The 21,870-nt window shown below is 43.1% G+C and carries 19 protein-coding genes; 9 read left to right on the top strand and 10 right to left on the bottom strand.

The genetic code is table 11. From position 1 onward, the window contains the following. Window positions 1-28 precede the first annotated feature (28 nt). Both D6V41_RS04490 and D6V41_RS04485 read left to right on the top strand, forming a co-directional pair. A complete protein-coding gene (locus tag D6V41_RS04490) occupies window positions 29-1,369 on the top strand; it encodes a sigma-54-dependent transcriptional regulator (protein ID WP_136250284.1) in 1,341 nt (446 codons plus the stop codon). Further along, on the top strand, window positions 1,369-2,715 hold the full coding sequence (locus tag D6V41_RS04485; protein WP_136250283.1) for a sensor histidine kinase: 1,347 nt from the start codon (window positions 1,369-1,371) through the stop codon (window positions 2,713-2,715). Before D6V41_RS04490 ends, D6V41_RS04485 begins: the two co-directional genes overlap by 1 nt. A 12-nt stretch (window positions 2,716-2,727) precedes the next feature. On the opposite strand, the gene D6V41_RS04480 is transcribed toward D6V41_RS04485, so the two are convergent. Both D6V41_RS04480 and D6V41_RS04475 read right to left on the bottom strand, forming a co-directional pair. Further along, a complete protein-coding gene (locus tag D6V41_RS04480) occupies window positions 2,728-3,372 on the bottom strand; it encodes a response regulator (RefSeq protein ID WP_136250282.1) in 645 nt (214 codons plus the stop codon). Then, on the bottom strand, window positions 3,365-4,495 hold the full coding sequence (locus tag D6V41_RS04475) for a sensor histidine kinase (protein ID WP_136250281.1): 1,131 nt from the start codon (window positions 4,493-4,495) through the stop codon (window positions 3,365-3,367). The genes D6V41_RS04480 and D6V41_RS04475 overlap by 8 nt, the downstream gene beginning before the upstream one ends. Before the next feature lie 211 nt (window positions 4,496-4,706). On the opposite strand from D6V41_RS04475, the gene D6V41_RS04470 reads away from it, so the two are divergent. After that, window positions 4,707-5,468, top strand: coding sequence for a hypothetical protein (locus D6V41_RS04470; RefSeq protein ID WP_136250280.1), 762 nt, complete (start codon window positions 4,707-4,709; stop codon window positions 5,466-5,468). Window positions 5,469-5,599: 131 nt separating this feature from the next. Here the strand turns inward: D6V41_RS04470 and D6V41_RS04465 are convergent, their stop codons facing one another. The 4 genes from D6V41_RS04465 to D6V41_RS04450 form a co-directional block, all read right to left on the bottom strand. Then, window positions 5,600-6,004, bottom strand: a complete 405-nt coding sequence (locus D6V41_RS04465; RefSeq protein WP_241664425.1) for a TerB family tellurite resistance protein — start codon at window positions 6,002-6,004, stop codon at window positions 5,600-5,602. Between the two features lie 85 nt (window positions 6,005-6,089). After that, window positions 6,090-7,013, bottom strand: coding sequence for a WYL domain-containing protein (locus tag D6V41_RS04460; protein WP_136250279.1), 924 nt, complete (start codon window positions 7,011-7,013; stop codon window positions 6,090-6,092). Between the two features lie 107 nt (window positions 7,014-7,120). Next, complete coding sequence (locus tag D6V41_RS04455) at window positions 7,121-8,026, bottom strand: histone deacetylase family protein (RefSeq protein WP_136250278.1); 906 nt, start codon at window positions 8,024-8,026, stop codon at window positions 7,121-7,123. 151 nt (window positions 8,027-8,177) lie between these two features. Beyond that, on the bottom strand, window positions 8,178-9,602 hold the full coding sequence (locus D6V41_RS04450; RefSeq protein ID WP_136250277.1) for an undecaprenyl-phosphate glucose phosphotransferase: 1,425 nt from the start codon (window positions 9,600-9,602) through the stop codon (window positions 8,178-8,180). A gap of 724 nt (window positions 9,603-10,326) precedes the next feature. Here D6V41_RS04450 and D6V41_RS04445 point away from each other — a divergent pair. The 5 genes from D6V41_RS04445 to D6V41_RS04425 all read left to right on the top strand — a co-directional run bounded on the left by D6V41_RS04445 (window position 10,327) and on the right by D6V41_RS04425 (window position 15,968). Continuing rightward, a complete protein-coding gene (locus D6V41_RS04445; protein ID WP_136250276.1) occupies window positions 10,327-11,538 on the top strand; it encodes an outer membrane beta-barrel protein in 1,212 nt (403 codons plus the stop codon). A gap of 27 nt (window positions 11,539-11,565) precedes the next feature. After that, window positions 11,566-12,120 (top strand): polysaccharide biosynthesis/export family protein, encoded by a 555-nt coding sequence (locus tag D6V41_RS04440; RefSeq protein WP_136250275.1) that lies wholly within the window; start codon window positions 11,566-11,568, stop codon window positions 12,118-12,120. A gap of 73 nt (window positions 12,121-12,193) precedes the next feature. Beyond that, window positions 12,194-14,449, top strand: a complete 2,256-nt coding sequence (locus D6V41_RS04435) for a GumC family protein (protein ID WP_136250274.1) — start codon at window positions 12,194-12,196, stop codon at window positions 14,447-14,449. Continuing rightward, the gene (locus D6V41_RS04430; protein ID WP_136250273.1) at window positions 14,446-15,174 is read left to right on the top strand and encodes a tyrosine-protein phosphatase; all 729 of its coding nucleotides are present in this window, start codon (window positions 14,446-14,448) and stop codon (window positions 15,172-15,174) included. The genes D6V41_RS04435 and D6V41_RS04430 overlap by 4 nt, the downstream gene beginning before the upstream one ends. Before the next feature lie 68 nt (window positions 15,175-15,242). Then, window positions 15,243-15,968 (top strand): VpsP family polysaccharide biosynthesis protein, encoded by a 726-nt coding sequence (locus tag D6V41_RS04425; protein WP_136250272.1) that lies wholly within the window; start codon window positions 15,243-15,245, stop codon window positions 15,966-15,968. Here D6V41_RS04425 and D6V41_RS04420 read toward each other — a convergent pair. From D6V41_RS04420 to D6V41_RS04405, 4 genes are all read right to left on the bottom strand, one after another. After that, window positions 15,935-17,398 carry an O-antigen ligase family protein gene (locus D6V41_RS04420; RefSeq protein ID WP_136250271.1) on the bottom strand — a complete coding sequence of 488 codons (1,464 nt, stop codon included), beginning with the start codon at window positions 17,396-17,398 and terminating at the stop codon, window positions 15,935-15,937. The two genes, D6V41_RS04425 and D6V41_RS04420, sit on opposite strands and share 34 nt — an antisense overlap. A 79-nt stretch (window positions 17,399-17,477) precedes the next feature. Next, on the bottom strand, window positions 17,478-18,095 hold the full coding sequence (locus tag D6V41_RS04415) for a hypothetical protein (protein ID WP_136250270.1): 618 nt from the start codon (window positions 18,093-18,095) through the stop codon (window positions 17,478-17,480). A 91-nt stretch (window positions 18,096-18,186) separates the two neighbouring features. Beyond that, window positions 18,187-20,136 carry an EAL domain-containing protein gene (locus tag D6V41_RS04410; protein WP_136250269.1) on the bottom strand — a complete coding sequence of 650 codons (1,950 nt, stop codon included), beginning with the start codon at window positions 20,134-20,136 and terminating at the stop codon, window positions 18,187-18,189. A 51-nt stretch (window positions 20,137-20,187) separates the two neighbouring features. Then, window positions 20,188-20,838 (bottom strand): transglutaminase-like cysteine peptidase, encoded by a 651-nt coding sequence (locus D6V41_RS04405; protein ID WP_136250268.1) that lies wholly within the window; start codon window positions 20,836-20,838, stop codon window positions 20,188-20,190. Window positions 20,839-21,085: 247 nt separating this feature from the next. On the opposite strand from D6V41_RS04405, the gene D6V41_RS04400 reads away from it, so the two are divergent. Then, window positions 21,086-21,868: a WecB/TagA/CpsF family glycosyltransferase gene (locus D6V41_RS04400; protein WP_136250267.1), complete on the top strand. Its 783-nt coding sequence runs from the start codon at window positions 21,086-21,088 to the stop codon at window positions 21,866-21,868. Window positions 21,869-21,870: the final 2 nt, after the last annotated feature.

Here is a 21,870-nt window from a genome sequence, read left to right as displayed (position 1 = left end):
ATAAAAAGAAAAGATGGTATAAAAAGAGATGGATAAAATCTTAGTTGTAGATGACACAAATGCGGTGCTTGAGGCCCTCTCACTTTTGTTGGAGCTTCACAATTATGAAGTTCTCACTGCCAATACTCCTAAATCGGCTTTAGAGTTAGTTAACAAGCATGATGTGTCGCTCGTTATTCAGGATATGAATTTTACGGGTGACACAACCTCTGGAGAGGAGGGGATTGCACTGTTTCACGCGCTCAGAGCTCTGGTGGCAGATATGCCCATTATATTAATCACTGCCTGGACAGATTTGGCTCAGGCTATCGAACTGGTAAAAGCCGGAGCAGCAGATTACATTGCTAAACCCTGGGACGACCAAAAATTAATCACTACCGTGGGCAACTTACTTGAGCTTGGCAAAACCAAGCGCGAAGCTGCGCGGTTAAGGCGGGCATCGAAAGAGCATGAAACGAGTCGCCTTGCGGCAAACAAAATTGGATTGGTTTACAACAGTGCCAGTATGCAAAAGCTGGTCGATATGGCCTTGCAAGTAGCAAAGTCTGATGTGTCTGTTTTTATCAGTGGTCCCAATGGTTCGGGTAAAGAGAAAGTGGCTGAACTGATCCAATCTAATTCTGCTTTTGCCAATAAACCTTTTGTGAGAGTCAACTGCGGCGCATTACCTTCCGACCTCATCGAAGCAGAATTATTCGGAGCAGAGTCGGGCGCTTACACAGGCGCGACAAAACGCAGGATAGGCCGATTTGAGGCAGCAGACGGCGGCACGCTGTTTTTGGATGAAATCGGTAACTTATCTTACGAAGGACAAACAAAACTACTTAGAGTTTTACAAACCGGCGAATTTGAGCGCTTAGGTTCAGTGGATACTATCAGGGTAAACGTTCGCTTAATTTCTGCAACCAATGCAGATCTTCAGGAAATGATAAACGATGGAAGTTTCCGTGAAGATTTATACTATCGATTAAATGTTATTGAATTGAAAATTACGCCGCTTGCTCAACGCCCCGATGATATTGCACCGCTAATCGCGCACTTTTTACCCGACAGGCTTGTGTCCAAAGACGCGATGAATAAACTCGAAAGTTATGAGTGGCCTGGCAACATCAGAGAGCTTGAAAACGCCTGCAAGCGCGTTTCTGTGCTATACCCTGATGGATTGCTCGAGTTTGATGATTTTAATCTTGCGATGCCTGGCGATAAATCGCGCTCTTCCAGTCAAATACGGTCTAACGAGCCGAGCAAAGATGAGCTAATGAAAGCAATGAAAGACTTTGAGGGGGTCATCGCTAAAGTTGCCAGGCACTTCAACCTTAGTCGGCAGGCTCTATATCGTCGGCTTAACAAGTTTGAAATAGACTATTAATGAAGCTTAGTATCTCAAATCGGATAGTCTTTATTGTTATGCTCTTGGCCGTTGTGGCCGCGGCTCCTGTATTTTTTTTGCCTGATTGGACTTTGACGAAAAAGCTGTTTATTTGCGCGCTTATCATCGTTGTTTTTGGCCTTATTGCCCGGTTTTTGTTTAGCGATCTTAAAGAAGGGCTTTCGGCGCTGGAGCTGGGATTATTGAATTTGAAAGATAAACAGTATTCGGCCACCTTGTCTTACAATAAGCAGGATGAAATTGGCGATCTGTGTCGACTGTATAACCAAACGATTGATGCGCTAAGGCAAGAAAAACGCTGGTTGTATCAGCGCGAATTATTATTGGATAAAATCACACAAAGTTCTCCTGAAGTCCTTTTTCTGGTTAATAGCAGAGGACAAATTGTATTTGGTAATCTGGCCGCCCAACGTTTTTTTAATTTCAATGAGCGCATCGAGGGGCATTTGCTCGAAAATATTCTGGAGGTTAGCTCCGGTGCGGTAAGAGATGCCATCTTACAGAAAAAAGAAGGCTTGTTTACCTACAACAATCAAGCAGATTCAGAGACTAAACATACTTACAAAGACAAGCCGACAGACGAAGGGGCCATGCAAACCTGGCACATAGCGATAGGCGAATTTTTACTGAATAACGAGTCTCATCAACTATACATCCTAAAGCAGCTCACACGCGAAATCAGCCGTCAGGAGGTAAGCGTATGGAAAAAGGTGATACGGGTGATCAGTCACGAGTTAAACAATAGCCTCGGACCAATTTCGTCAATGCTGCATAGCGGCCGTCTGATAGGCGTGCAATTATCCGATAATCGCCTGGTAAGAGTTTTTGCGACAATAGATGAACGTATAAAACATTTGAGTGAATTTGTGCAAGGTTACGGTAAATTTGCCAAAATACCCGAGCCAAATTTGCAAGTTATTAACAGTCAAGTTTTACTGGCAAAACTCTCTCAGCAATGGCGCTTTACTTACGACACGCAGCAGTCGTATCAAATTCTTGCTGATGAAACACAGCTAGAACAGCTTTTGATAAATCTATTAAAAAATGCGCATGAATCCGGCTCAAGCCCAGAGCATATTTCCATCGATATACAAACGCGAGCCAGCCGACAACAGACCTTAATCAGCGTAACAGACAAAGGTAAGGGAATGAGCGAGACCTCACTGCAAAACGCACTGATTCCTTTTTATTCGACCAAATCGAATGGGAGTGGCTTAGGTTTGGCCTTGTGTCGAGAAATTGTAGACGCGCACCATGGACATATCTCTTTGAGCAATATAAAAGGAGGCGGATTGCAGGTTCGCGTGATTTTACCTGCAGCATAGGAGCCTAACGCCTTAAATCATACCTAACTCAATGGCCTTGAGTACCGCGCGGGTGCGGTCGCGGACGCCTAGTTTGGCAAGAATGCTGGATACCTGATTTTTTATAGTGCCTTCGGAGCGAAACAGGCTTTCAGCCATTTCTTTGTTCGAGCAACCGGCTGCCATTAAACGCAAAATTTCGGTTTCTCGCTGGCTTAATGCTTCAGGTAAATCAGCTGATTCAAATTCGGACTTTTTGCCTTGCAAGCCTGAAATGAGGCGCTCTGTAATGGCGGGCTGTATCAGCGTTTTGCCTTGATGAACCGTTTCGATGCTTTCTACCAGCGTATCTAAAGAGACATCTTTTAATAAATACCCCTTTGCGCCTGCTTTTATAGCTTGCATAACCGATTCATGGTCATCAAAAGTGGTAAGCATAATAACAGGTGGCGCTGTATTCAGTGTCTGCATCGCTTTTAAGGTTTCAATGCCGTTTTTAACTGGCATGCGAATGTCCATCAACACTACATCAACACTTTTACATTGCTCCAAAGCATCGAGGGCTTGCTGACCATTTTCAGCCTGCGCCACAACTTCTACTTTGCTTGATAAGGCCAACAGGCTGTTAATGCCCTGTCTGACAAGCGTTTGGTCATCTACAATAAGCAGTTTAATCATTTGTCACCATGGGAATTTCAATTTGCGTTTTAAAGCTATTTTTTTGCGTATAGAAGGCTATCTTCCCACTTAATAATTCAATGCGTTCTTTCATGCCTGTAAGTCCGTTTCCAATCTTTAAGATCTTGTTCACCTCGCCATCGTTTGTAATATCCAAGACTAATGAGCCTCCAGATGCAGATAAGTCGATGTCCAGGTGCTTGCCCCTGGCGTGACGTAAAGTATTCGTGATGGATTCCTGAATGCATTTAATGATGGTGTCGGCTATGTGTATATCTTCAATGTGTAGTTCCTTTGCTATATTCACATCCACCTCTAGATTTGGAACCTGCTCGACAATGCTGTGAATTGCTGTTTTGAGGTCAACTTCCCCTTTGTTTCGAATATCGCTTACCGCTTCTCTTACATCACTTAACAAAAGTTTTGCCAGGCCGTGACACTTTTCGATGTTGGCTTTGACCTCTCCCTCGCTTTGCAGGCTGGCAACCTGCAAATTGATGCTTAGTGCTGTTAGGTGATGTCCCAATAGGTCATGAATATTGCGCGCAATACGCACACGTTCACTTTGTTTGCTCGCTTCGTTCAGCAGCGCCTGCATACTAACTAATTGACGATTACTCTCTTCCGCTTTTTCCTTTGCTTGCTGCTCTTTGAGGGTTGTGTGGATCATGGTTATCGCAAACATGTTAAAGGTCCAAAACAGCAATGCCGTCACAAACATATGTTCGTCGTTCCAATAAAATCGGAACACAAAATACAAAGGCAGCGACCACAGCGAACCTATTATCAGCGCAGTGCGAATAGTGAATAGATAGGGCAGAGCACCGCATAAAATCCCCATCAATATACTATTGAACGAGAGTGGAACCGCAAAATAAATCCCGATAACAACACAGAACATCACCACGGTTGCAACGCTTTTTGCACGTTTTAACTTTTGTGAACTATCGTCACTTACTAAAAGAAGCCACAAGCTGACATAGATGAGGTATAGACAGGCAGCAATCCCAATCGCTTGTAGTGAGAAATCGTTATTCAACATCACGTTTATGCTTAAGCCTGAAACGACTAGCCAGGTTATAAAACCCGACAAAACTGGCAGGCTATAAAGGTGTTTGGGCATATTGCTATCTCGTAGTTTTTGGTGGGCCTGTAAATGATTAAAAGACTAACAGTTTTTATCTGGTTTGGCCTATAGGTAAAAAGTCATATTAAATTAAGTGACCTTTGGCACTGATAAGCAATTAATGCATTTTCTATGATGAGCTTGGTTGAAGAAGCGCATTCGCTTCCATCATCAAGGTTTCTATACAAGAGATACAAGAGAGAATGCTATGAGTACGATACATACTGTTATGTTTGCCTTTCACATCTTATTCGGTACGGCCGCCCTTGCGCTTTTTTGGGTGCCCATTTTCACGAGAAAAGGTCAATTAAATCACATCAAGTTTGGCCGCTTTTATAAAATCACCATGTATTTGGTGGCGGGAACGGGAGCTATCATGGCAACTATGACCTTTGCCTTTCCTCTCACCATTCGGCCTGAACATGCATCTGAACCTTATGCTGAACAATTTGTTGAACAGTCTCGGTCTTTAGCTGGCTTTCTGTTTTATTTGGCTATTTTAAGCTTCACCAGTACCCGGCATGGTATTGCGGTATTAAAGGCTAAGTCTGATAGAGTAATGCTTAATACATTAAATTATTTGCTGCCGATATGGGCTTTGTTTTTTGGCGGCTTTATTTTGCTCGCAGCAGGAATGATGAGAGGGGCAGCTTTATATATCATATTCGCTGCACTTGGGATCGCGGTTGCCAGTACAATGCTTAGGTATAGCCTGCGAAAAGAAGTAGCTAAAAATCAATGGGTGCTTGAGCATATTGGAGGCATGATTGGCTCTGGGATTGGGGCATATACTGCGTTTTTGGCCTTTGGAGGGCGTACTTTATTTACTGACTTGGGCGAATGGCAAATTGTGTTTTGGGTCGCGCCGGGCGTAATAGGTTCGATTGCTTCCTACATTGTTTGTAAAAAATACGAGCGGATTTTTCAAGTGCAAAAGCCAAGAGGCAGTTCTCAGGTTAGATTAGACTAATTGAGAACTACTATTTTAACGAAAGGCAATCTAAAGCAGAACAGTCATAGCACACTAAAAGGCTCAGTATGTCAGAGTTGAAAATAAACACCGCCCACCGCGCTTAGTTATTTCTATTAAGCTTGTGCATCTTAGGCAACAAGGCCTCTGGCAAGCACGCGATTTGACAATAAAGAAAGTAATTCAAGTTCTTCGTCGCTTCGCTTGCCATCTACCGCGGTAATATCCATGGCGACTTCAAAGGCTCTTGCCGGGTCAATGTTCAGGTCGTCGCCGAGGTTGCGAAGATACTCACGCTCCTGACCTTGCGCTATCGCTTCTCGGGCTTCATGAATTGCCTGGCTAAGAAATGCAGGTAAAACCGTCCCAGATGTCCACTTTAACTTATTCGTAAGTTCTTCAAAGTAGTCTTGCTCTGTTAAGGTGATTTTGCCATCAATTTGGTAGAGCAAAACCGTCATTTTAACAAGTGCTTCGTTAAATTTTTGAGTCTGGCTCTGAATGTTGTTTAGGTGATGCTCTGCATTTTCACTCATTGTTCTTCCCTTGATTCACGCAATAGATGCTGATTTTTGCTGTAAGAAACCAACATTTGAGACCAACGCTTGGGTGTCAGGTTCATTAATTTTGCAAAAAATTAACACGATTTACATACCCTGGAACTAACTGCGGGTTTTCTATGTTTTCAAGCACGCTTAAGTTTTTCAATGCTAATTGACAACCTTGATTAATTATCCGGGCATCTTGCGAGCAATCGACTTGCCACTGCCTTAGAATATACGCAGCCAGTGCCGCTCGAACCCGCATTTTTTTGCGACCATCCTGCATGGCATAATCCATTTCAATGGCTTTTGCATTCTTTATACCTGGATGGGGCACGAGAATAAGCTCAACCATGCTATTAAATTGCGTATCGGCATCCGCCAATTCGCTTTTATCACTTACATCTCCGAGCTCCTGTACCTCAGTAAATCGCGTGCACACAAAATCTCTAAAGGATTGGCTTTTGCCGTCAAAGGCGCGTACATGCCAACGATGACCATTGTTGATAATGGCATGTGGCACAATTCTTCTCTGGCTTTCTCCGGAGCTGACCGAAACATATCGCACCATGCAAGCTTGCTGATTATGAATGGCGCGCATCAATGTGGCGATAATGTCCAATTCCGGGTGGATAAGCTGAACCGCTTCAAAACAGTGTTCCGAAGGCTGTGTATCGCTGGTAATGCCATCACTAAAGCCTTTGCTTACCGATTGCAAAATGGTGTCTGCCGAGAACGAAAACAAAGGTTTGAAGTGGGAAGTGCGATAATATTGTTTGGTCGAATGATCAAGTGTGAGATTGTCGGGCGCTAGATCACGATATGCTGCAAAATCTCTCGTGCTGGCGGCAAGTCCGGTCTTGAAACGTTGGATGATATCGCTTCTCGACACTTTTCCAAAAAACTGTAAATTAAAATCAATAAAGGCTAAACGTTCGCGCTGAGATAGTGAAAGCTCTGCTAGTCTTTGCTCAATAAGTCCATGTGTTGCCGCAAGCGTCATTTTTAATCTCTTATACTGATAATTTGTACAGATTGTACTGGATGAAAAATCAGTATGCAATCAATTTGATTAGATTAATCAGATAACATAAAGCGACTTTGGAAACGTTAAGCGACCACGCCTGCTGCTCTGAATAATTGCAAATGCACATCAACCAAGGCATCAATATCTCTTTGGTACCCACCGCCTATAACCGCAGCGATGGGCAAATTGAGTCTCTCGCATGTGTCAAAAACAAACTTGTCACGCGCATAGACGCCGTCTGTGCTGATGTCCAAATGCCCCAGATCGTCGTTAATATGCACATCTACACCCGCATCGTAAATTACCGCATCGGGCTGTGCGTAGGTAATTGCCATTGACAAGGCCTCTTGCACGGTTGCTAAAAACAATGCGTCCGACGTTCCTTTTACAAGCGGAAAGTCTAAATCCGAATACTGTTTTCGATAAGGAAAGTTTTTCTCTCCGTGAATAGACACGGTATATACGTGAGGGTTATTTTCAGCCAACTTTGCGGTGCCATCTCCCTGATGCACGTCGCAGTCAAATACTAATACTTTGTCTATATGCTCATGATTAAGCATGGCAAGAGCGGCCAAATACAAATCATTGACCATACAAAACCCGGAGCCAAAATTAGAAAAAGCGTGATGATAGCCGCCAGTGAGATTAAGTGCTTTGCCATGTTTTAAGGCAAGCTCTGCAGTGAGTACCGTGCCTGCCGCAGCCGTAAAGGTACGTTTTACCAGTTGTTCAGACCAGGGAAAGCCAATACGACGCATTGCTTTAGGGTCGAGCGTTCCGGTAGCGAGTGCTTCGATATAATTAGGATCGTAAACGGTCTTTACTTTCGCTAAATCTAAAGCTTCTGGCTCAATAAACTGCTCTTCAGGCACCCCTAGCTGGCGTAAGCGATCTTTTATGCCCTGATATTTTTCAATGGGGAAGCGATGTCGTTCGGGCAAATCAAGCTGGCTATAGATAGGATGAAATACAAGCGGAATCGACTGCATAAAAAAGACTAGGTTACCTAAATCACGAATGCTTGTTTGTACTTGTCAGAGTCTTGATGAGTTCAGGGCGAGCAGATATTTGCTGCAAATCAGTTCGAGCAAATTTAACCCTTAATGTATATTGCGTCCTTGCAAGCGGCCCAAACACGCTTTAATACGCGTTTTTATTTACAAAACCTTTGAACACGGTAGCAATGATAATTTTTACGTCAAGCCAAACCGACCAGCGATGAATGTATTCCAAATCGTACTCTACACGCTTCACCATTTTGTTCACGGTTTCGGTTTCGCCCCTAAAGCCATTTATTTGCGCCCAGCCGGTAATTCCAGGTTTGACTTTATGACGAAGCATATAGCCTTCAATCAACTTACGGTACTGCTCATTGTGCGCAACAGCATGAGGGCGAGGGCCGACAATTGACATTCTGCCCTGCAGCACATTGATAAACTGTGGTAGCTCATCAAGCGATGTACGCCTTAAAAATGCACCAAAAGGCGTAATTCGATTATCATCTTTTGTGGCCTGTTTTACTTCGTGACCATTGTCTTGCACTGTCATGGTGCGAAACTTGTAGACTTTGATCTTTTTACCATCCAGACCATAGCGGTCCTGTTTAAATATGATGGGGCCAGGAGACGTAAATTTAATCCCAAGAGCAATGAAAAACATGGGGATAGTAATGAGCGATAATATCAATGACCCAAATACGATATCTTCAATGCGTTTAAGCACGTTATTTGCGCCTTGAAATGGCGTGTCAAACACGCTCAAAGTTTGTACCGAACCAACAGACTGCCAACGTGCGTTCAATAAGTTGTAAATAAAGAAATTGGGGATAATGTAAACATTACAGGTTGTATCGCTACATTGATTCAGTATTTCCATAATGCGGTTTTCGGCGCTCATGGGCATGGCAACGTAAATATAATCGACTTTACCTTCTCTGGCAGCTTGCAGTGCATCGTTTATATTGCCTGCTACCTGATTTTGAAACTCATGCGGCAAACGGGTTAAAGCGCGATCGTCGTATAAACCTTGCAGTTTTATACCCAAGTGCTCATTATCAATGATTTGAAGTGCCAGATTGTATCCCTGTGCGGTTGCACCAATAACGGCAGCTGTTCGCGAATTGCGACCTTGTTTGCGAACGTAAAAGAGTAATTCCCTAAATATCATTCTCCATGAAGTTAAAGCGGGAAAGCCAACTGCTAGCCACAACAACAAGGTTCTGTCAGGCACGTTTAGCGCCATAGGGAAGAAATAGCCAAAGATGATCAACACAATACAGGTAACTAACCAGGTTACAGCTGTAACCTTTAGCATGGTAGTGGAAGACTCAGTCCGCCATGAGCGGTAGAGGTCGATCCCTTCTGCACAAATATTAAAAGTGATTATTCCTACTAAAAGCGCGATTGCAGTAACTGCAGAAATTTCTACATTGTCGTACACCAAAGCAGTGAGATAAAAAACGGTAAGAATTACAAGATCAATCAAACGATAAAGCGTAGAGAAACTGCTTTTATTCGATTGAATAATTCCGCCTCTAGAGCCTTTGTTGACTGATTGTTTACTCACTGATTCGCATCCTTGTTAGAAAATAGGGTTTGTAGAAATATAAATATTATTCAGACCTTCAACTGCACGCATCAGGCATGATGCGCTTTTGTAAATACGGACATGCATTCACTATGCCGCTTAGCAAGGTTTTCATAAAAAATTTTGCATAAATTTAGGTCAACTACGACAAAAGTTTGGCATCGCGTCCAAATATCTGACTAATAAGAGTACAGCAAACCTGATATTTCGTTAATAGTGTGCTGCCAACAGGCCAATAAAAGCAAGCTTTGCGTGAACTTAATTGCAAAAATTCACTAAATTGTCACAAATTAAAGTAAAAGGGTCGTTTTAGCAGGTTTTACTGTATCCAATTTGCAACAATAATTGACCATCATCTCTCTGAATACACTGATTTAAAACACAACGCAACATAATGTGTACATTGAAAGCAAAGCTCGATAAACTAGCAAAAAACAAAAAGTCTTAATTGTCCTGATTTTCTTGCCGTAACTAACATAAGTACTTTCTCGCGTATATAGAGAGTTTTGGCATGTATTCAGACAATATTAGAAAAGATAGAACAAAAGATAGATTAAAATATGAGCAATAGGCGTAGTGTTTGCATAGATATAGTGCGTTTTGCTTCTATTGCTTGTGTTTTTACGAAATAGCCTGTTACTGAACAGCAACTCGCCGCGACGCATTTGCAACATCATTGAAGAACAATTTAAAAAGGACATCTATGAAAACCCTCGCTATTGTAAGTTTATCAATTGCTTTGAGCTTGTCGGGAAGCGCCTTAGCCCAACAGTTTGAGGACGCTGCATCGATAGAGTTCGGAAGCTTTGATTTGACACCGACCCTCGATTTAGGATTGAGATACGACGATAACATCACGCGCGCTGATTCGGATGAAATATCAAGCTGGTCGAGAATCGTTTCACCACAAGTGAGCATGGAGAGCGCTCTTGGTGCAAGTCAGGTTACTTTGGCGTACAGATTACGAAATGAAGATTTTTTCAGTAGCTCTGAAGACGATTACACTGATCATTTTTTCCTGGCTCAGTCAGACATGGAGTTTAATTCCAGAAATCGATTAATCGCTACCTATAATTTTGAAGATGGTCATGACGCGCGTGGTAGTAACTTTTCAATCGGTACCGGTGCTCAGCTAACAGAGCCGGATCAATACAAGCAAAGCGAGTTTGACCTGTTATATTCGTATGGTGCTTTTAATGCTGACGGACGAATTGACATAAATCTTGATTTGACTGACCTGGATTACGATATTAATACACCAGTGTATCTTGCAAGAGACAGGCGCTTCGCCAGTGCAGCGGCAACGTTTTTCTATCGCATCGGCGCTGCTACAGACGCCGTATTTGAAGTCGACTTTACCAGCGTAGATTACAAGTTTGCGCTAGACCCACTTAATAAACTTGATAGTAACCAGATTTCGTATTTGGTCGGTGTGGTATGGGAAGCAACAGCGCAAACTTCCGGGCGCGCAAAAATCGGTTATCAGGAAAAAGACTTTGAATCTCCTTTACGTCAAGATTTTTATGGGGTTGACTGGGAATTGGGCGTGTTGTGGGAGCCAGTGGAATACTCCAGTTTAGAATTAATTACGCGCTCTGATACAAACGAAACAAACGGCGAAGGAAACTTTATCCGCGGTGAAACATTTAGCGCTATTTGGCGTCATGAATGGCTAGAGCGTTTACGTTCACGCGTAAGTGTATCAGTAGGTAACGACCGCTACGAAGGTCAGTTGATTGATGATTTGACAATACGCTCCGACGACAATCGCCGCTTCCAGGCTTCTTTGTATTATCAATTCAGACGTCACATTAACTTTGAAGTGGGTTATGTGTATGATGAACGCGAAAGTAATCGGGAAAGTATCGACTTCGGACGGAACCAATTTATTATAAACGCACTCATTACTTTGTAATCTTATAAACGTGGTAAGTAGTTAATTATGAAAGTATGGAATGTCGTTTACAAAGTGCTTGCGCTTGTAGCGCTGTTGTCTTTTTTGCAGCTCAATGTTAATGCCTACGCACAAGACCAGGAGAGCGAGTACACCTTGGGCTCTGGTGATATGGTGCGTATCACGGTTTTTGGACAGGATGACCTCACCGTTGAAACCCGCTTGTCTAATATCGGTATTATTCGCTATCCCTTTTTGGGCGACATTCAGTTAGTTGGTAAAACGGTTAACCAGGTTGAATTGCTCATAGACGAAGGTTTACGTGGAGACTATTTGGTAGACCCGTCTGTTTCTGTTACCGTATTGGAATATCGACCGTTTTTTATCTCTGGTGAAGTTCGAAAACCTGGCGGATATCCTTTTCAGCCAGGTTTAACCATTGAAAAAGCAGCCGCGCTAGCGGGTGGTTATACAGAGCGGGCATCAAAAAGTGTCGTTGAAGTGCGACGCAGTATTGGAGGTAATGAGCAAACCATTGAAATGGCGACTAGCGAAATTGTTATGCCCGGTGATATTATTACCGTTCAGCAGCGCTTTTTCTGATTGTTAAAAGCCCGATACCAAGGTTAGGTATCTCATTACCTGTACACTTACAACTAATGGAATATTGAAGTAGATGGCAAAATCGAGCCAAGAACAAATTGAAGCAAAATTGTTTGATTCAGACATCATCGATTTTGGCCAGTACATCAAAACGATAAAGCGCTATATCTGGAGAATTCTCGGTTTGGCGTTTTTTCTGACGCTTTTAGTTGCGCTCATTGTTTTGTCTTTAACCCCGCAATACACAGCAAAAGTATCCATATTGATTGAAGCCGAGCAAACCAATGTGCTTTCCATTGAAGAAGTGTACGGACTCGATTCAAGTCGAAAAGAATACTTTGAAACGCAATACCAAATTCTGCGCTCACGGCAAATTGCAGAAAAAGTAGTTGAGCGCATGCAACTGCAAGACAATCCTTTTTTTGATAGAGACGTAGCCGAAGCTGAAAAAAGCGGTATTTCGGCCTTTATGGATGGTGCTAAAGAAAGCATAAAAGGTGCGCTGCCTTTTTTACCCCAAGAACCTGAAGTCATTCGTACTGAAGAAGAGATACTCGCTTCCAAAAAAGGCTATGCGGTCAATCAGCTTCTGCAAAGCACAACCGTTGTGCCTGTCAAAAATACACAAGTGGTTGAGGTAATGGTAGAAACGCCTAGCCCGGGATTAAGCGCCAACATTGCAAACACTTTGGCCGATGTCTATATCGAAAGTTACCTTGAGGCCAAACTTGAAATGACGGAAAAAGCGACCTCATGGCTAAATGAAAGTTTGCAAGGTTTGCAGACCAAATTAAACACCGCCGAAGCGGCGCTTGCCGATTTTTACGAGCGCGAACAATTGGTAGATATTGATGGCGTAGTGGGGCTTGCATCAGAAGAGCTTTCACAATTAAGTGATCAGTTAATTGAAGCGCAGGTGGCACTTCAGCGTAATCAAGCCATTTTCCAGCAAGTGAATCAACAGGGCTTATCAATTGATGAGCTTACCAGTGTGCCTGAGGTGCTTAATCACCCCTCTGTTCAATCGGTTAAAAGAGAAGAGATAGTGGCACAGAGCAAGGTGTCTGAACTTCGAGAAGTATATGGGCCCAAGCACCCGGTAATGATTGCAGCCAATGCTGAACTTGCTTCAATACGGCAAAGTTTAAGAGATCAGGTAAGAAGCCTGGTTTCCGGTATTACTAACGAATACAGAACCACGCAGGCTAAAGTGGCTGCATTAGAGCGTGAAGTCGAGCAAGCCAAATCTGAATTCAGAAAGCTTTCTAATCTGGAAAGTACGCGTCGTGCCCTGCAGCGAGATGTGGATATTAATCAGCAGCTTTACGATTCATTTTTTACGCGTTTAAAAGAAACCGACCAGCTTGGCGGGTTTGAGTCTGCACACGCACGAATACTGGATGAGGCCAAGCCACCTAGTGCGCCTTCAAAACCCAAAAAAGGCCTTATTGTTGCCGCAGCCTTTGTGTTAAGTACAGGCTTTGGCGTATTTCTGGCTCTTTCTCTTGAAGCGCTAAATAGCGGAATTCGGTCGGTTGAAGACGTAGAAAGAAAGTTGTCTCAGCGGATGCTTGGGCTTATTCCATGGCAACCGCATAGCAAAAAAGAGAATCTTGCCTTACGGCACTTCTTTGACCCAAAACATCATATGTTCAGCGAGTCGGTGCGAACGCTGAGAACCAGCTTGCAATTATTGAATATTGATAAGCCGTCTCAAGTTATGCTGGTTACTTCAAGCGTACCGAAAGAAGGAAAAAGCACAGTTTCGGTGAATTTGTCTTTTGCCATTGGCCAACTAAGTAAAGTCCTCTTGCTTGAAACCGATTTGCGCAAACCTACAATTGGCCGCTTATTTTCTTTACCAGGCTTTCAGCCAGGCTTGGCAAACGTGATTTCAGGCTCTCACGCACTTGACGAGTGTATTGTGCATGATGACCAATCGCATATCGATATTTTATGTGCAGGTACACTTCCACCTAATCCGCAGGAGCTGTTGGCATCAGACAGATTCGCAAAGCTTATGAGAAAGCTCCGTGAAGACTATGAATATATTGTTGTTGATAGTGCGCCTACACAAGCTGTGAGCGATGCGATTGTGGTGTCAAAGCATTGTGATTCTCTCATTTATGTGGTGCGTGCAGATAGCACGAGCGACAAAATGATAAATAATGGATTGTCGCGATTTGTAGAAATTGGACACAGGATAGACGGTATTGTGCTTAACCAGGTTGACTTGAGAAAAGCAAAACGCACGGGTGAATACTCTGGCTTCTACGATCAATATGGTTACAATAGCTATCAAGCGGCGAGCAATGAAAAAACAAGTTGATAGACTTACACAGCCATATACTACCCGCCATCGATGATGGCGCCAGACACTTAGATGATACCCTTCTTCTTGCAAAACAAGCAGTAGAGCAGGGGGTTACTCACATGGTTTGTACGCCTCATGTGCATGTGGGACGCTTTGATAATTCCAGGGAAATCATTGCAAACGCCTTCAACGACACGCTAGAGTGTTTACAGGCGCAAAACGTCAATCTTAAACTAAGTTATGCATCAGAAGTGCGCACATGCATTGAAATCACTCAATGGCATCAAAGTGGCGCGCTTTGCTATTTAGGGCAATGGAAGGATAAAAAGGCGCTTCTTTTGGAAATGCCGCATAGCCATGTTCCTACTGGAATTGAACGTCTTATTCATTGGTTGTTACAACAAAATGTTCAGCCAATCATTCCTCATCCTGAACGAAACCGGGATATACTCGCACAGCCTGATAAAGCGCTCTGGCTAAAGCGCATGGGAGTGGTTTTTCAAGCCACTGCCGGTGCATTTACAGGCACTTTTGGCGAGCAAGTCGAGCATTTGGCCTGGCAGATGCTGGAAGAAAATTTAATAGCTTACGTAGCCTCAGATATGCATAATCTAAATAAGCGGCCGAATGAAATGGCACAAGCCTACAAAATCATTGCCGAAAAGCATAGTGAGCATCGTGCCACAGACCTATTCGTGACTACGCCTTTACACATTACACGCGACACCCTTTGGCAATAAAAGGGCTGAAATGAGCGCTTAAATAGCGAATAGTTATAGAATGTGGCAGTAAATAACGGAAATACAAAATGGATCTTGTCCAATTAAAAAAGCGTCTGAAAGTTGAGTTCTCTGGCAAAAGGCGTTTAGTCTTATTCGTGATGCTGCTTTGTGTAGTAGGCGTTTGGAACGCATTCAAGTTTGGTATGGCAAGTCTTGATTATTACGTCGTTCGTAATGAAATTTCGCGTTGGCAGCAAACAGGCAGCGTACAAACCGAAGAGGACTTTTTACGGGCAAAGCGCGCCATAGAAGCGGCGCAGGCTAAACATCACTCTCATCCGCTTTACGCTGATTTAGCAGGACAGATTGAGGAGTGGGGAGTCGTAGCAGGCTATTCAGATGAATCTCAGCTAAAAGCGGCTAAATCACATTATCTGCGAGCTACAGAGCTAAGGCCAGCCTGGCCTGTCACTTGGGCGTCTCTCGCCCTGATAAAATGGCGTATGCAAGAATTTGACGACGAGTTGTTGGGCTTTTTAAACAATGCGGATCGCTTTGGAAAGCAAACACCTGAAGTACATATTCTGTTTTTAGAGCTTGGCCTGGCGCTCTACAACGCGAATCATCCCTTCTACATACAAATTCGCGAACAAGTGCAAGAACGTCTGATAAAAGCAATGGAAAATACACAAAGCCGAACGCGAGCAAGAGAAATCATCAAGAATGCTCAAGCGCACGAAACGGTGTGTAACTGGTCTCGTCCGCTTGATGAGAAAGTTTATATGATACTGCTAAAATGCGATGAAGATTGAAGATGAAAATCATCGCCCAATGCGTCGATGCGTTTTTTTGGCTTTATCCCTTTTAGCTTGACGCTACTTGCTACCGTTGCAAGAGCAATAAATACCACAAAGTAACACGCGTTTGCGTAGGCCTGAAGTGGAAAATCGACCGTCATATGAATACACATTGCCAAAATTGCCATGGCACAAGCAAAGCCAGTCCCTTTTAAAATCGAATTCCTACGCGTATACATAGCGCGCAAAGACTTATAAAAAGCAAACAGCAATATCGTAAGCAAAATAAATACGCCAATCAGTCCATATTCAATGGTAAATTGCAGGTACTCGTTGTGCGCATGGTCGTAGAATAAAAAAACATCGAGATTTTGATAGCCAGGGAAAGTACTATAAAAACTGCCGCCGCCACTGCCAAATAGCGGAAAATCAGAGATGATCGGGAAGGCATCTAAAATCACTTCGTCGCGTGTTTCTGAATCAAGGCTCGTTTGCTCCAAACGCTCTTTTACCCTCGCCAGGCCAAAATAAGCGCTAACAATCAATAGATCGATAATGAACATGCTTACTACAAACACAAACAAGCCATTACTTCGGTTTCGAATTAAAAAGAGCGCTAACAAACCAATGATCGCCACCGATGCAAAAAAGGCCGTATTGCCCATTCTTGAGCGCGACATCACCAAGCCAATTACCATGATAGCCAAACATATTCGGACGATTGTTTTACTGCCTAAAAGCGTGCTGGCGAGCGAGCGCAGTCGGTCTTTTGGGCTTTTGAATTTGTCTTTTTCAAGGGAGGTCACAATTAGCCCAACACCCGCGCTCAAACACAGCACCAAAAAGTTGGCAAAATGGTTTTTGTAGACAAAACTGCCGGTGGCTGACTCACTTACATCAAGACCAAAAACCAAACTGCTTTGCGCTCCAAGTAGCAGCTCCAGCGAGCCATAAATCGCCTGAAAAGTGCCACTGGCCAGCATCGTCAAAAACAACAAACGAATACGCTCTTCACTGTCCATAAGCTTCATGGTGAGCAGCATTAAACAAAACAAACTCAACAGTTTAATGAAGTTAATCATGCTTTGACCATGATCTACGCTTAAGTAAAAGCTAGATGCGTTTGCCATGGAGTAAAGGCTAGCCGAGCTGGGAGAGAGAAGCTCTACCAGTATTTTAGGAAGCGGAATAATTTGAATGCAGGCAAAAACAATAAAGCAAATCCAAAGAACGAGCATGCTTGAATATTTTACCAAGCCAAGATCTTTTTTAGCACGATTTCGAAAGGCAACAAAAAGCGTTAAACCAAAAATTGCGACTTCAAAAAAGCTCCAGGCCCACGGTCGATTTGCACCAAGCGGTATGGGTAGCAAAAAGAGAATGGCTAAAAAAAAGTAAAACGGCCCATTATTTACTTGTTGTGTGTTTGTTGCGTAGCTTGTCACAGATACATTCTTATTGTTTTGAAACGTTTTTCACAAAAAAGCCCCTATAATAAAGGGGCTCCTTAGGATAAGGTCTTGCTTAGTTAGTGGACGCAGTGGTGTCGCCACCGCCTGTGCCGCCTGCGCCAATTCCCGCGCCAATAGGCGTAACGGTTGCTGTGACCGGACCACCAGCAGTTGCACCTGCTGCAGTTGCATCAGAAAACTGCGTTGGGTCTGCGCCGGCTTGCAACATAGCGACTGTGATATCGTCTGGTGCCAGAACGCCAGCTAGTGCTGCGCCATCATAAATTTCCTGAGCGTGATTTGGATACAATACTACGCCTAAGGTAATAGAATGAACGGCTTTTTCCGGTGAGCCTTCAACTAAACGCTTCATCGTTTCTATCAGACTGTTGTGCTCGGTCATATGCACAAAAAACTGAGAAGCGTGGGGCATATCAAAGGCTACAACGCTTTTACCTTCACCACCTAAAATCGTTGCATCTTCTTCTAAAGAAAATTCAATTGCTTTATTGATAGCCGTGGCAGGATCGTCACCTGCAGTATAATTTTGCACAATAATGCTGTGAAGTCGCTTACCCGGTTGGTCGCCGTCACCGAATAAATTTTCTGTTTCGTTAATTTGCGCAAATAAAGATGACGATACCAACACAGTTAGCGCAACAAGCGTTTTTGCAATTGAGGCAAGTTTCATAATTAATCCTTTATAAATTTGAGTAGACTGCAGACTTACTCACAATGCTAATTTTACGTCCTGTTCAATACTTAATCAATAAAGTATTACATTAATTTGTTGTCACAACCTTAATCTCTTTAGGCTGAGCAACCAAATACCCCTGCACGCCATCTATACCCGCATCCATAAGCCAACCGAGTTCTTTATCGTTTTCGACCATTTCTGCCAGTACGCGAATATCCAGACCGTGCGCAATGTTAATAAGCGACTTAACGAACAATTGATTATCAACGTGAGCGTTGATATCTCTGATAAACCGACCGTCTATTTTCAGGTAATCGGGCATTAGCTTGCGTAAATGGGTGATTCCCGCTAGCTGAGCACCAAAGTGTTCAACACAGATATCTATGCCGTAAGACTTTACTGTTTTCGCAAATTCTGCAAGCGAATCGATATCGTGCACGAGCGCGCGCTCAGGGATCTCAAGCACAATTAAGGGGCAGGTGGACCGATAAACGTCTAATTTATCGATAAACCATTTTATAAAGTGCTTATCGAAAATAGAGATGCGGTTAAGGTTTAAACCAACCTTTTGTCCCATTTGTGAGGCACTTACAAACATATTCTGAACAATCAGCTTATCGAGCGCAATGGCATAGTCTAAGCGCATAGATGCCGGAACAATCTGCGACATTGGCAGTGATTCCTGCGTTTTTTTATCGGTCAGGCGAGCAAACCATTCGGAATATAAGGTGTTGCCTGTTTTACTGATAATTGCCTGCGATACAAAATCCGCTTTGCCCACCTCAATAACTTGTTCCAGCGTGCTGCGCCATTCTTCGTTTGAATGGGCAAGTTCACCCTCGCTTGCCAGTTGCCAGCGTTGCTCCGATTGTTCGGCGCTAATAAGCGCAGAGTCGACACGTTGCATCAATTCTTTGTAATTAAGCTCTACATTGAACTGTGAGGCGCCAATAAACGCAACACCGTCGGTGTGTTCCGATTTTTCAATGCGTTTTGTGTAAATAGATAGTAAGCGGCCCATTGCTTTAGCGTGCGCAGGGCGAATATTCTCGATAATAAGCGCAAAATCACTTCCGTTAAGCCTGAAAATAGAAAAGTGTTCATACTCAGCCGCTGCGGCGTCTTTTACTGCCTGACAAACTGACTTGAGGTAGTTATCGCCCGCTTGTCCTCCGTGCTCATTGTGAATCGTTTTCAGACTGGCAGCGCGAATTAAAAACAAATAGCCCTCAGTGCTTTCGTTTCGATTCGACAAAAGCTGGTTTATCGCCAGCTCAAATGCACGGCGGTTGCCCACACCGGTGACTAAATCTGCATAGGCAAAGCGTCTGTATTCTTCCGACTGATTAGTAAGCTTTTTGAACATAAGGAAAAGCTTTTCAGACATCGTGTTGATTGACTGGACAAAGGTACGAAGTTCGGTGGTGCTTGGAATTTCGTCTATTTGTTCAAACTGTTTTTTGCTGATGGCTTTGGCCTGCTGCACCACACGGTTGATAGGTTGTGATATAACGCGCTTTACCAAAAACCAAACAAAAATAAGCGCAATAATAAATGCACTTACCGTTACGATGAACGATTGCACTGCAACCGTCCAAAGCTGCTGATAGCCCGGCACAGGGTTGCTCACAACATTAAGCGAACCTTGCATTGCCCAGCCATCGTTAAGTTCGGTGCTTGCGCTAGGGGCGTTTATGGGAAATAAATCAACAAACCAGGCAGGGATTTCTTTAGTGTTGGTGCTGCGCTTTTTTTCGATTAAGACCTGGTTGTTAATATCGCGCAGCGTAATAGCCTGATAATCGCCGCGATCAAAAATCGCATTAATCATGGTTTCGATTACGGGCAAATCTTCTTCATTGCCAACATAGGGGGTAATGGATAAACCAAGGGATGTTGCTGTGTCTTGTGCATGAGACGATAATTGCTGTTGCAAAAATGCACGGGTATTTTGGGTATTCATCCATAACGAACCCACAAATACAATCAACAATACGAAGAAAAACCCGAGCCCAAGTTGTTTTGATAACGACATTTTACAAACTCCTCCTTGACTCTAAAGTCTTATATAACATAAGTTTACTCATTAAAAGCCCTGTTGCATTCTTTTGTTTAATTCTTGCCATAAAGCATTGTTGTTTTTGCCTTGCATTTGTCTGCCACGGCCTTGTGATTTTGCAAGCCATAAGCCATCACCGTTAAAACTGTAAACGGGTAAAAGGTCTCTTCGTTTTGATGCGGGTAATATACGTTTATTAATATTATCGAGCACCAAAGGAATAGAAGTGGGCGTTTCGTAATAAGCTAATACCATGTGCGCTTGCCGAGGACGGGTTGCGGTTACATACATTAATCGCAACTTTTCAGACGGAATGCCCAATTCTCGTAAAGAAAAATATTTTGCGATGGTAAAATCTTCACAGTCTCCGCCATTGGTTCCTAAAAACTCAACAGGGGTTGCCCAATAATCCTTCTCTCCCCAATGTTCTATATCGTCAACAAAGCGGATTTGATTAAAAAATTGGTTTACTTTGTAAAGCTGATCTTCGACAGGATCTGACTTTGCATCGCCTAATAGCTGTTGCCAATCGCGCACACGCTTTACCGCATCTGTATTGTAGCGGCGTTCAACAGACTGATATAGCTTGTCGGAAAAGCTGATGTCTGATAGCGCTGTGGTTTGTAGCATCAGTAAAAAGATGAACAAACCTGTGGGCAAAATGCGACAGAATTTCATTAGTGTGGCGACGATTTACAGCAAAATTGGAATTGGATATATAGGTAATCGAACAAATGTCATTAAACCTTAATTATTTGTTGGATAATGTTTGCTGTAAACAGAAGTGGTGTAGCCACTTTGTGCGGTAGTTTGTTATACAATCGTATTCAGGGTGTTGCTGAATTTTACCCCCTCACAATAGTGGTATTATATTTGCGTAATTAAATGCGCAAACTGCTCAATCAATTGAAAGGAAGTCACTTATATGAGAATAGAAGATGTTGTTTTCACAAATGTTGGGGGGCTGAAAACAGCATGCATCACGCGCAAAGAGTTAGTTGAGTTGATGGCTCAGCGCGTGACCGATTTTCGAGATCCGTCTTCTGATTACTTCGAAAAGCCTATGACCATCTATTCTACTAACGGTCACAGTATATCAATTGCCAATTCTGATCGCGGAATGCGCAATATTCTTAACCAAGCTGATATCCTGCATGCAGACGGTCAAAGTGTCGTGTTTTTTTCTAAACATTTTTCAAAGCATCAAATTCCCGAAAGGAGTGCCACTACAGACACTATTCATGACTTCCCTAAAATGGTGCACGGGACATATAAACATTACTTATTGGGTGCAACTGAAACTGTTATAAAGAAAGCCAGCAATAAAATGGGCGAACAATATTCCAACTTTGCAGTTAGCGGATATCGTGATGGCTATTTCGACGAAACACAGGTCACCGAAGTAATAAAAGAGATTAATCAAAGTGGTGCTGATGTCCTTTGGGTAGGCCTAGGTAAACCGAAAGAGCAAGAATTCATTCATCATTATAAATCCAGTTTAAAAGTTCCCGTCATCATCTCATGCGGGGGGTGCTATAATTTTATAACCGGTGACTATTCGCGAGCGCCAGAATGGATGCAGAAATACGGGCTGGAATGGCTTCATAGAGCCGCAACTCAGCCTCGTAAACTTTTATGGCGCTATTTAACAACCAATCCACATTCGATTTACTGTGCTGCTAAGCATCACTATTTTAGTAAAGGGTAATT

It is taken from the genome of Ningiella ruwaisensis (assembly GCF_004798935.1).
GTDB lineage: Bacteria > Pseudomonadota > Gammaproteobacteria > Enterobacterales > Alteromonadaceae > Glaciecola > Glaciecola ruwaisensis.
The sequence above is the reverse complement of the archived record's forward strand: the minus strand, read 5'-3'. Positions and strand labels throughout refer to the sequence as shown.

Excerpts from the sequence above, each read along its gene's own strand:
- D6V41_RS04490 (WP_136250284.1), top strand. The coding sequence starts at position 29 with ATGGATAAAATCTTAGTTGTAGATGACACAAATGCGGTGCTTGAGGCC.
- D6V41_RS04485 (WP_136250283.1), top strand. The coding sequence starts at position 1,369 with ATGAAGCTTAGTATCTCAAATCGGATAGTCTTTATTGTTATGCTCTTG.
- D6V41_RS04480 (WP_136250282.1), bottom strand. The coding sequence starts at position 3,372 with ATGATTAAACTGCTTATTGTAGATGACCAAACGCTTGTCAGACAGGGC.
- D6V41_RS04475 (WP_136250281.1), bottom strand. The coding sequence starts at position 4,495 with ATGCCCAAACACCTTTATAGCCTGCCAGTTTTGTCGGGTTTTATAACC.
- D6V41_RS04470 (WP_136250280.1), top strand. The coding sequence starts at position 4,707 with ATGAGTACGATACATACTGTTATGTTTGCCTTTCACATCTTATTCGGT.
- D6V41_RS04465 (WP_241664425.1), bottom strand. The coding sequence starts at position 6,004 with ATGAGTGAAAATGCAGAGCATCACCTAAACAACATTCAGAGCCAGACT.
- D6V41_RS04460 (WP_136250279.1), bottom strand. The coding sequence starts at position 7,013 with ATGACGCTTGCGGCAACACATGGACTTATTGAGCAAAGACTAGCAGAG.
- D6V41_RS04455 (WP_136250278.1), bottom strand. The coding sequence starts at position 8,026 with ATGCAGTCGATTCCGCTTGTATTTCATCCTATCTATAGCCAGCTTGAT.
- D6V41_RS04445 (WP_136250276.1), top strand. The coding sequence starts at position 10,327 with ATGAAAACCCTCGCTATTGTAAGTTTATCAATTGCTTTGAGCTTGTCG.
- D6V41_RS04440 (WP_136250275.1), top strand. The coding sequence starts at position 11,566 with ATGAAAGTATGGAATGTCGTTTACAAAGTGCTTGCGCTTGTAGCGCTG.
- D6V41_RS04435 (WP_136250274.1), top strand. The coding sequence starts at position 12,194 with ATGGCAAAATCGAGCCAAGAACAAATTGAAGCAAAATTGTTTGATTCA.
- D6V41_RS04425 (WP_136250272.1), top strand. The coding sequence starts at position 15,243 with ATGGATCTTGTCCAATTAAAAAAGCGTCTGAAAGTTGAGTTCTCTGGC.
- D6V41_RS04415 (WP_136250270.1), bottom strand. The coding sequence starts at position 18,095 with ATGAAACTTGCCTCAATTGCAAAAACGCTTGTTGCGCTAACTGTGTTG.
- D6V41_RS04410 (WP_136250269.1), bottom strand. The coding sequence starts at position 20,136 with ATGTCGTTATCAAAACAACTTGGGCTCGGGTTTTTCTTCGTATTGTTG.
- D6V41_RS04405 (WP_136250268.1), bottom strand. The coding sequence starts at position 20,838 with ATGAAATTCTGTCGCATTTTGCCCACAGGTTTGTTCATCTTTTTACTG.
- D6V41_RS04400 (WP_136250267.1), top strand. The coding sequence starts at position 21,086 with ATGAGAATAGAAGATGTTGTTTTCACAAATGTTGGGGGGCTGAAAACA.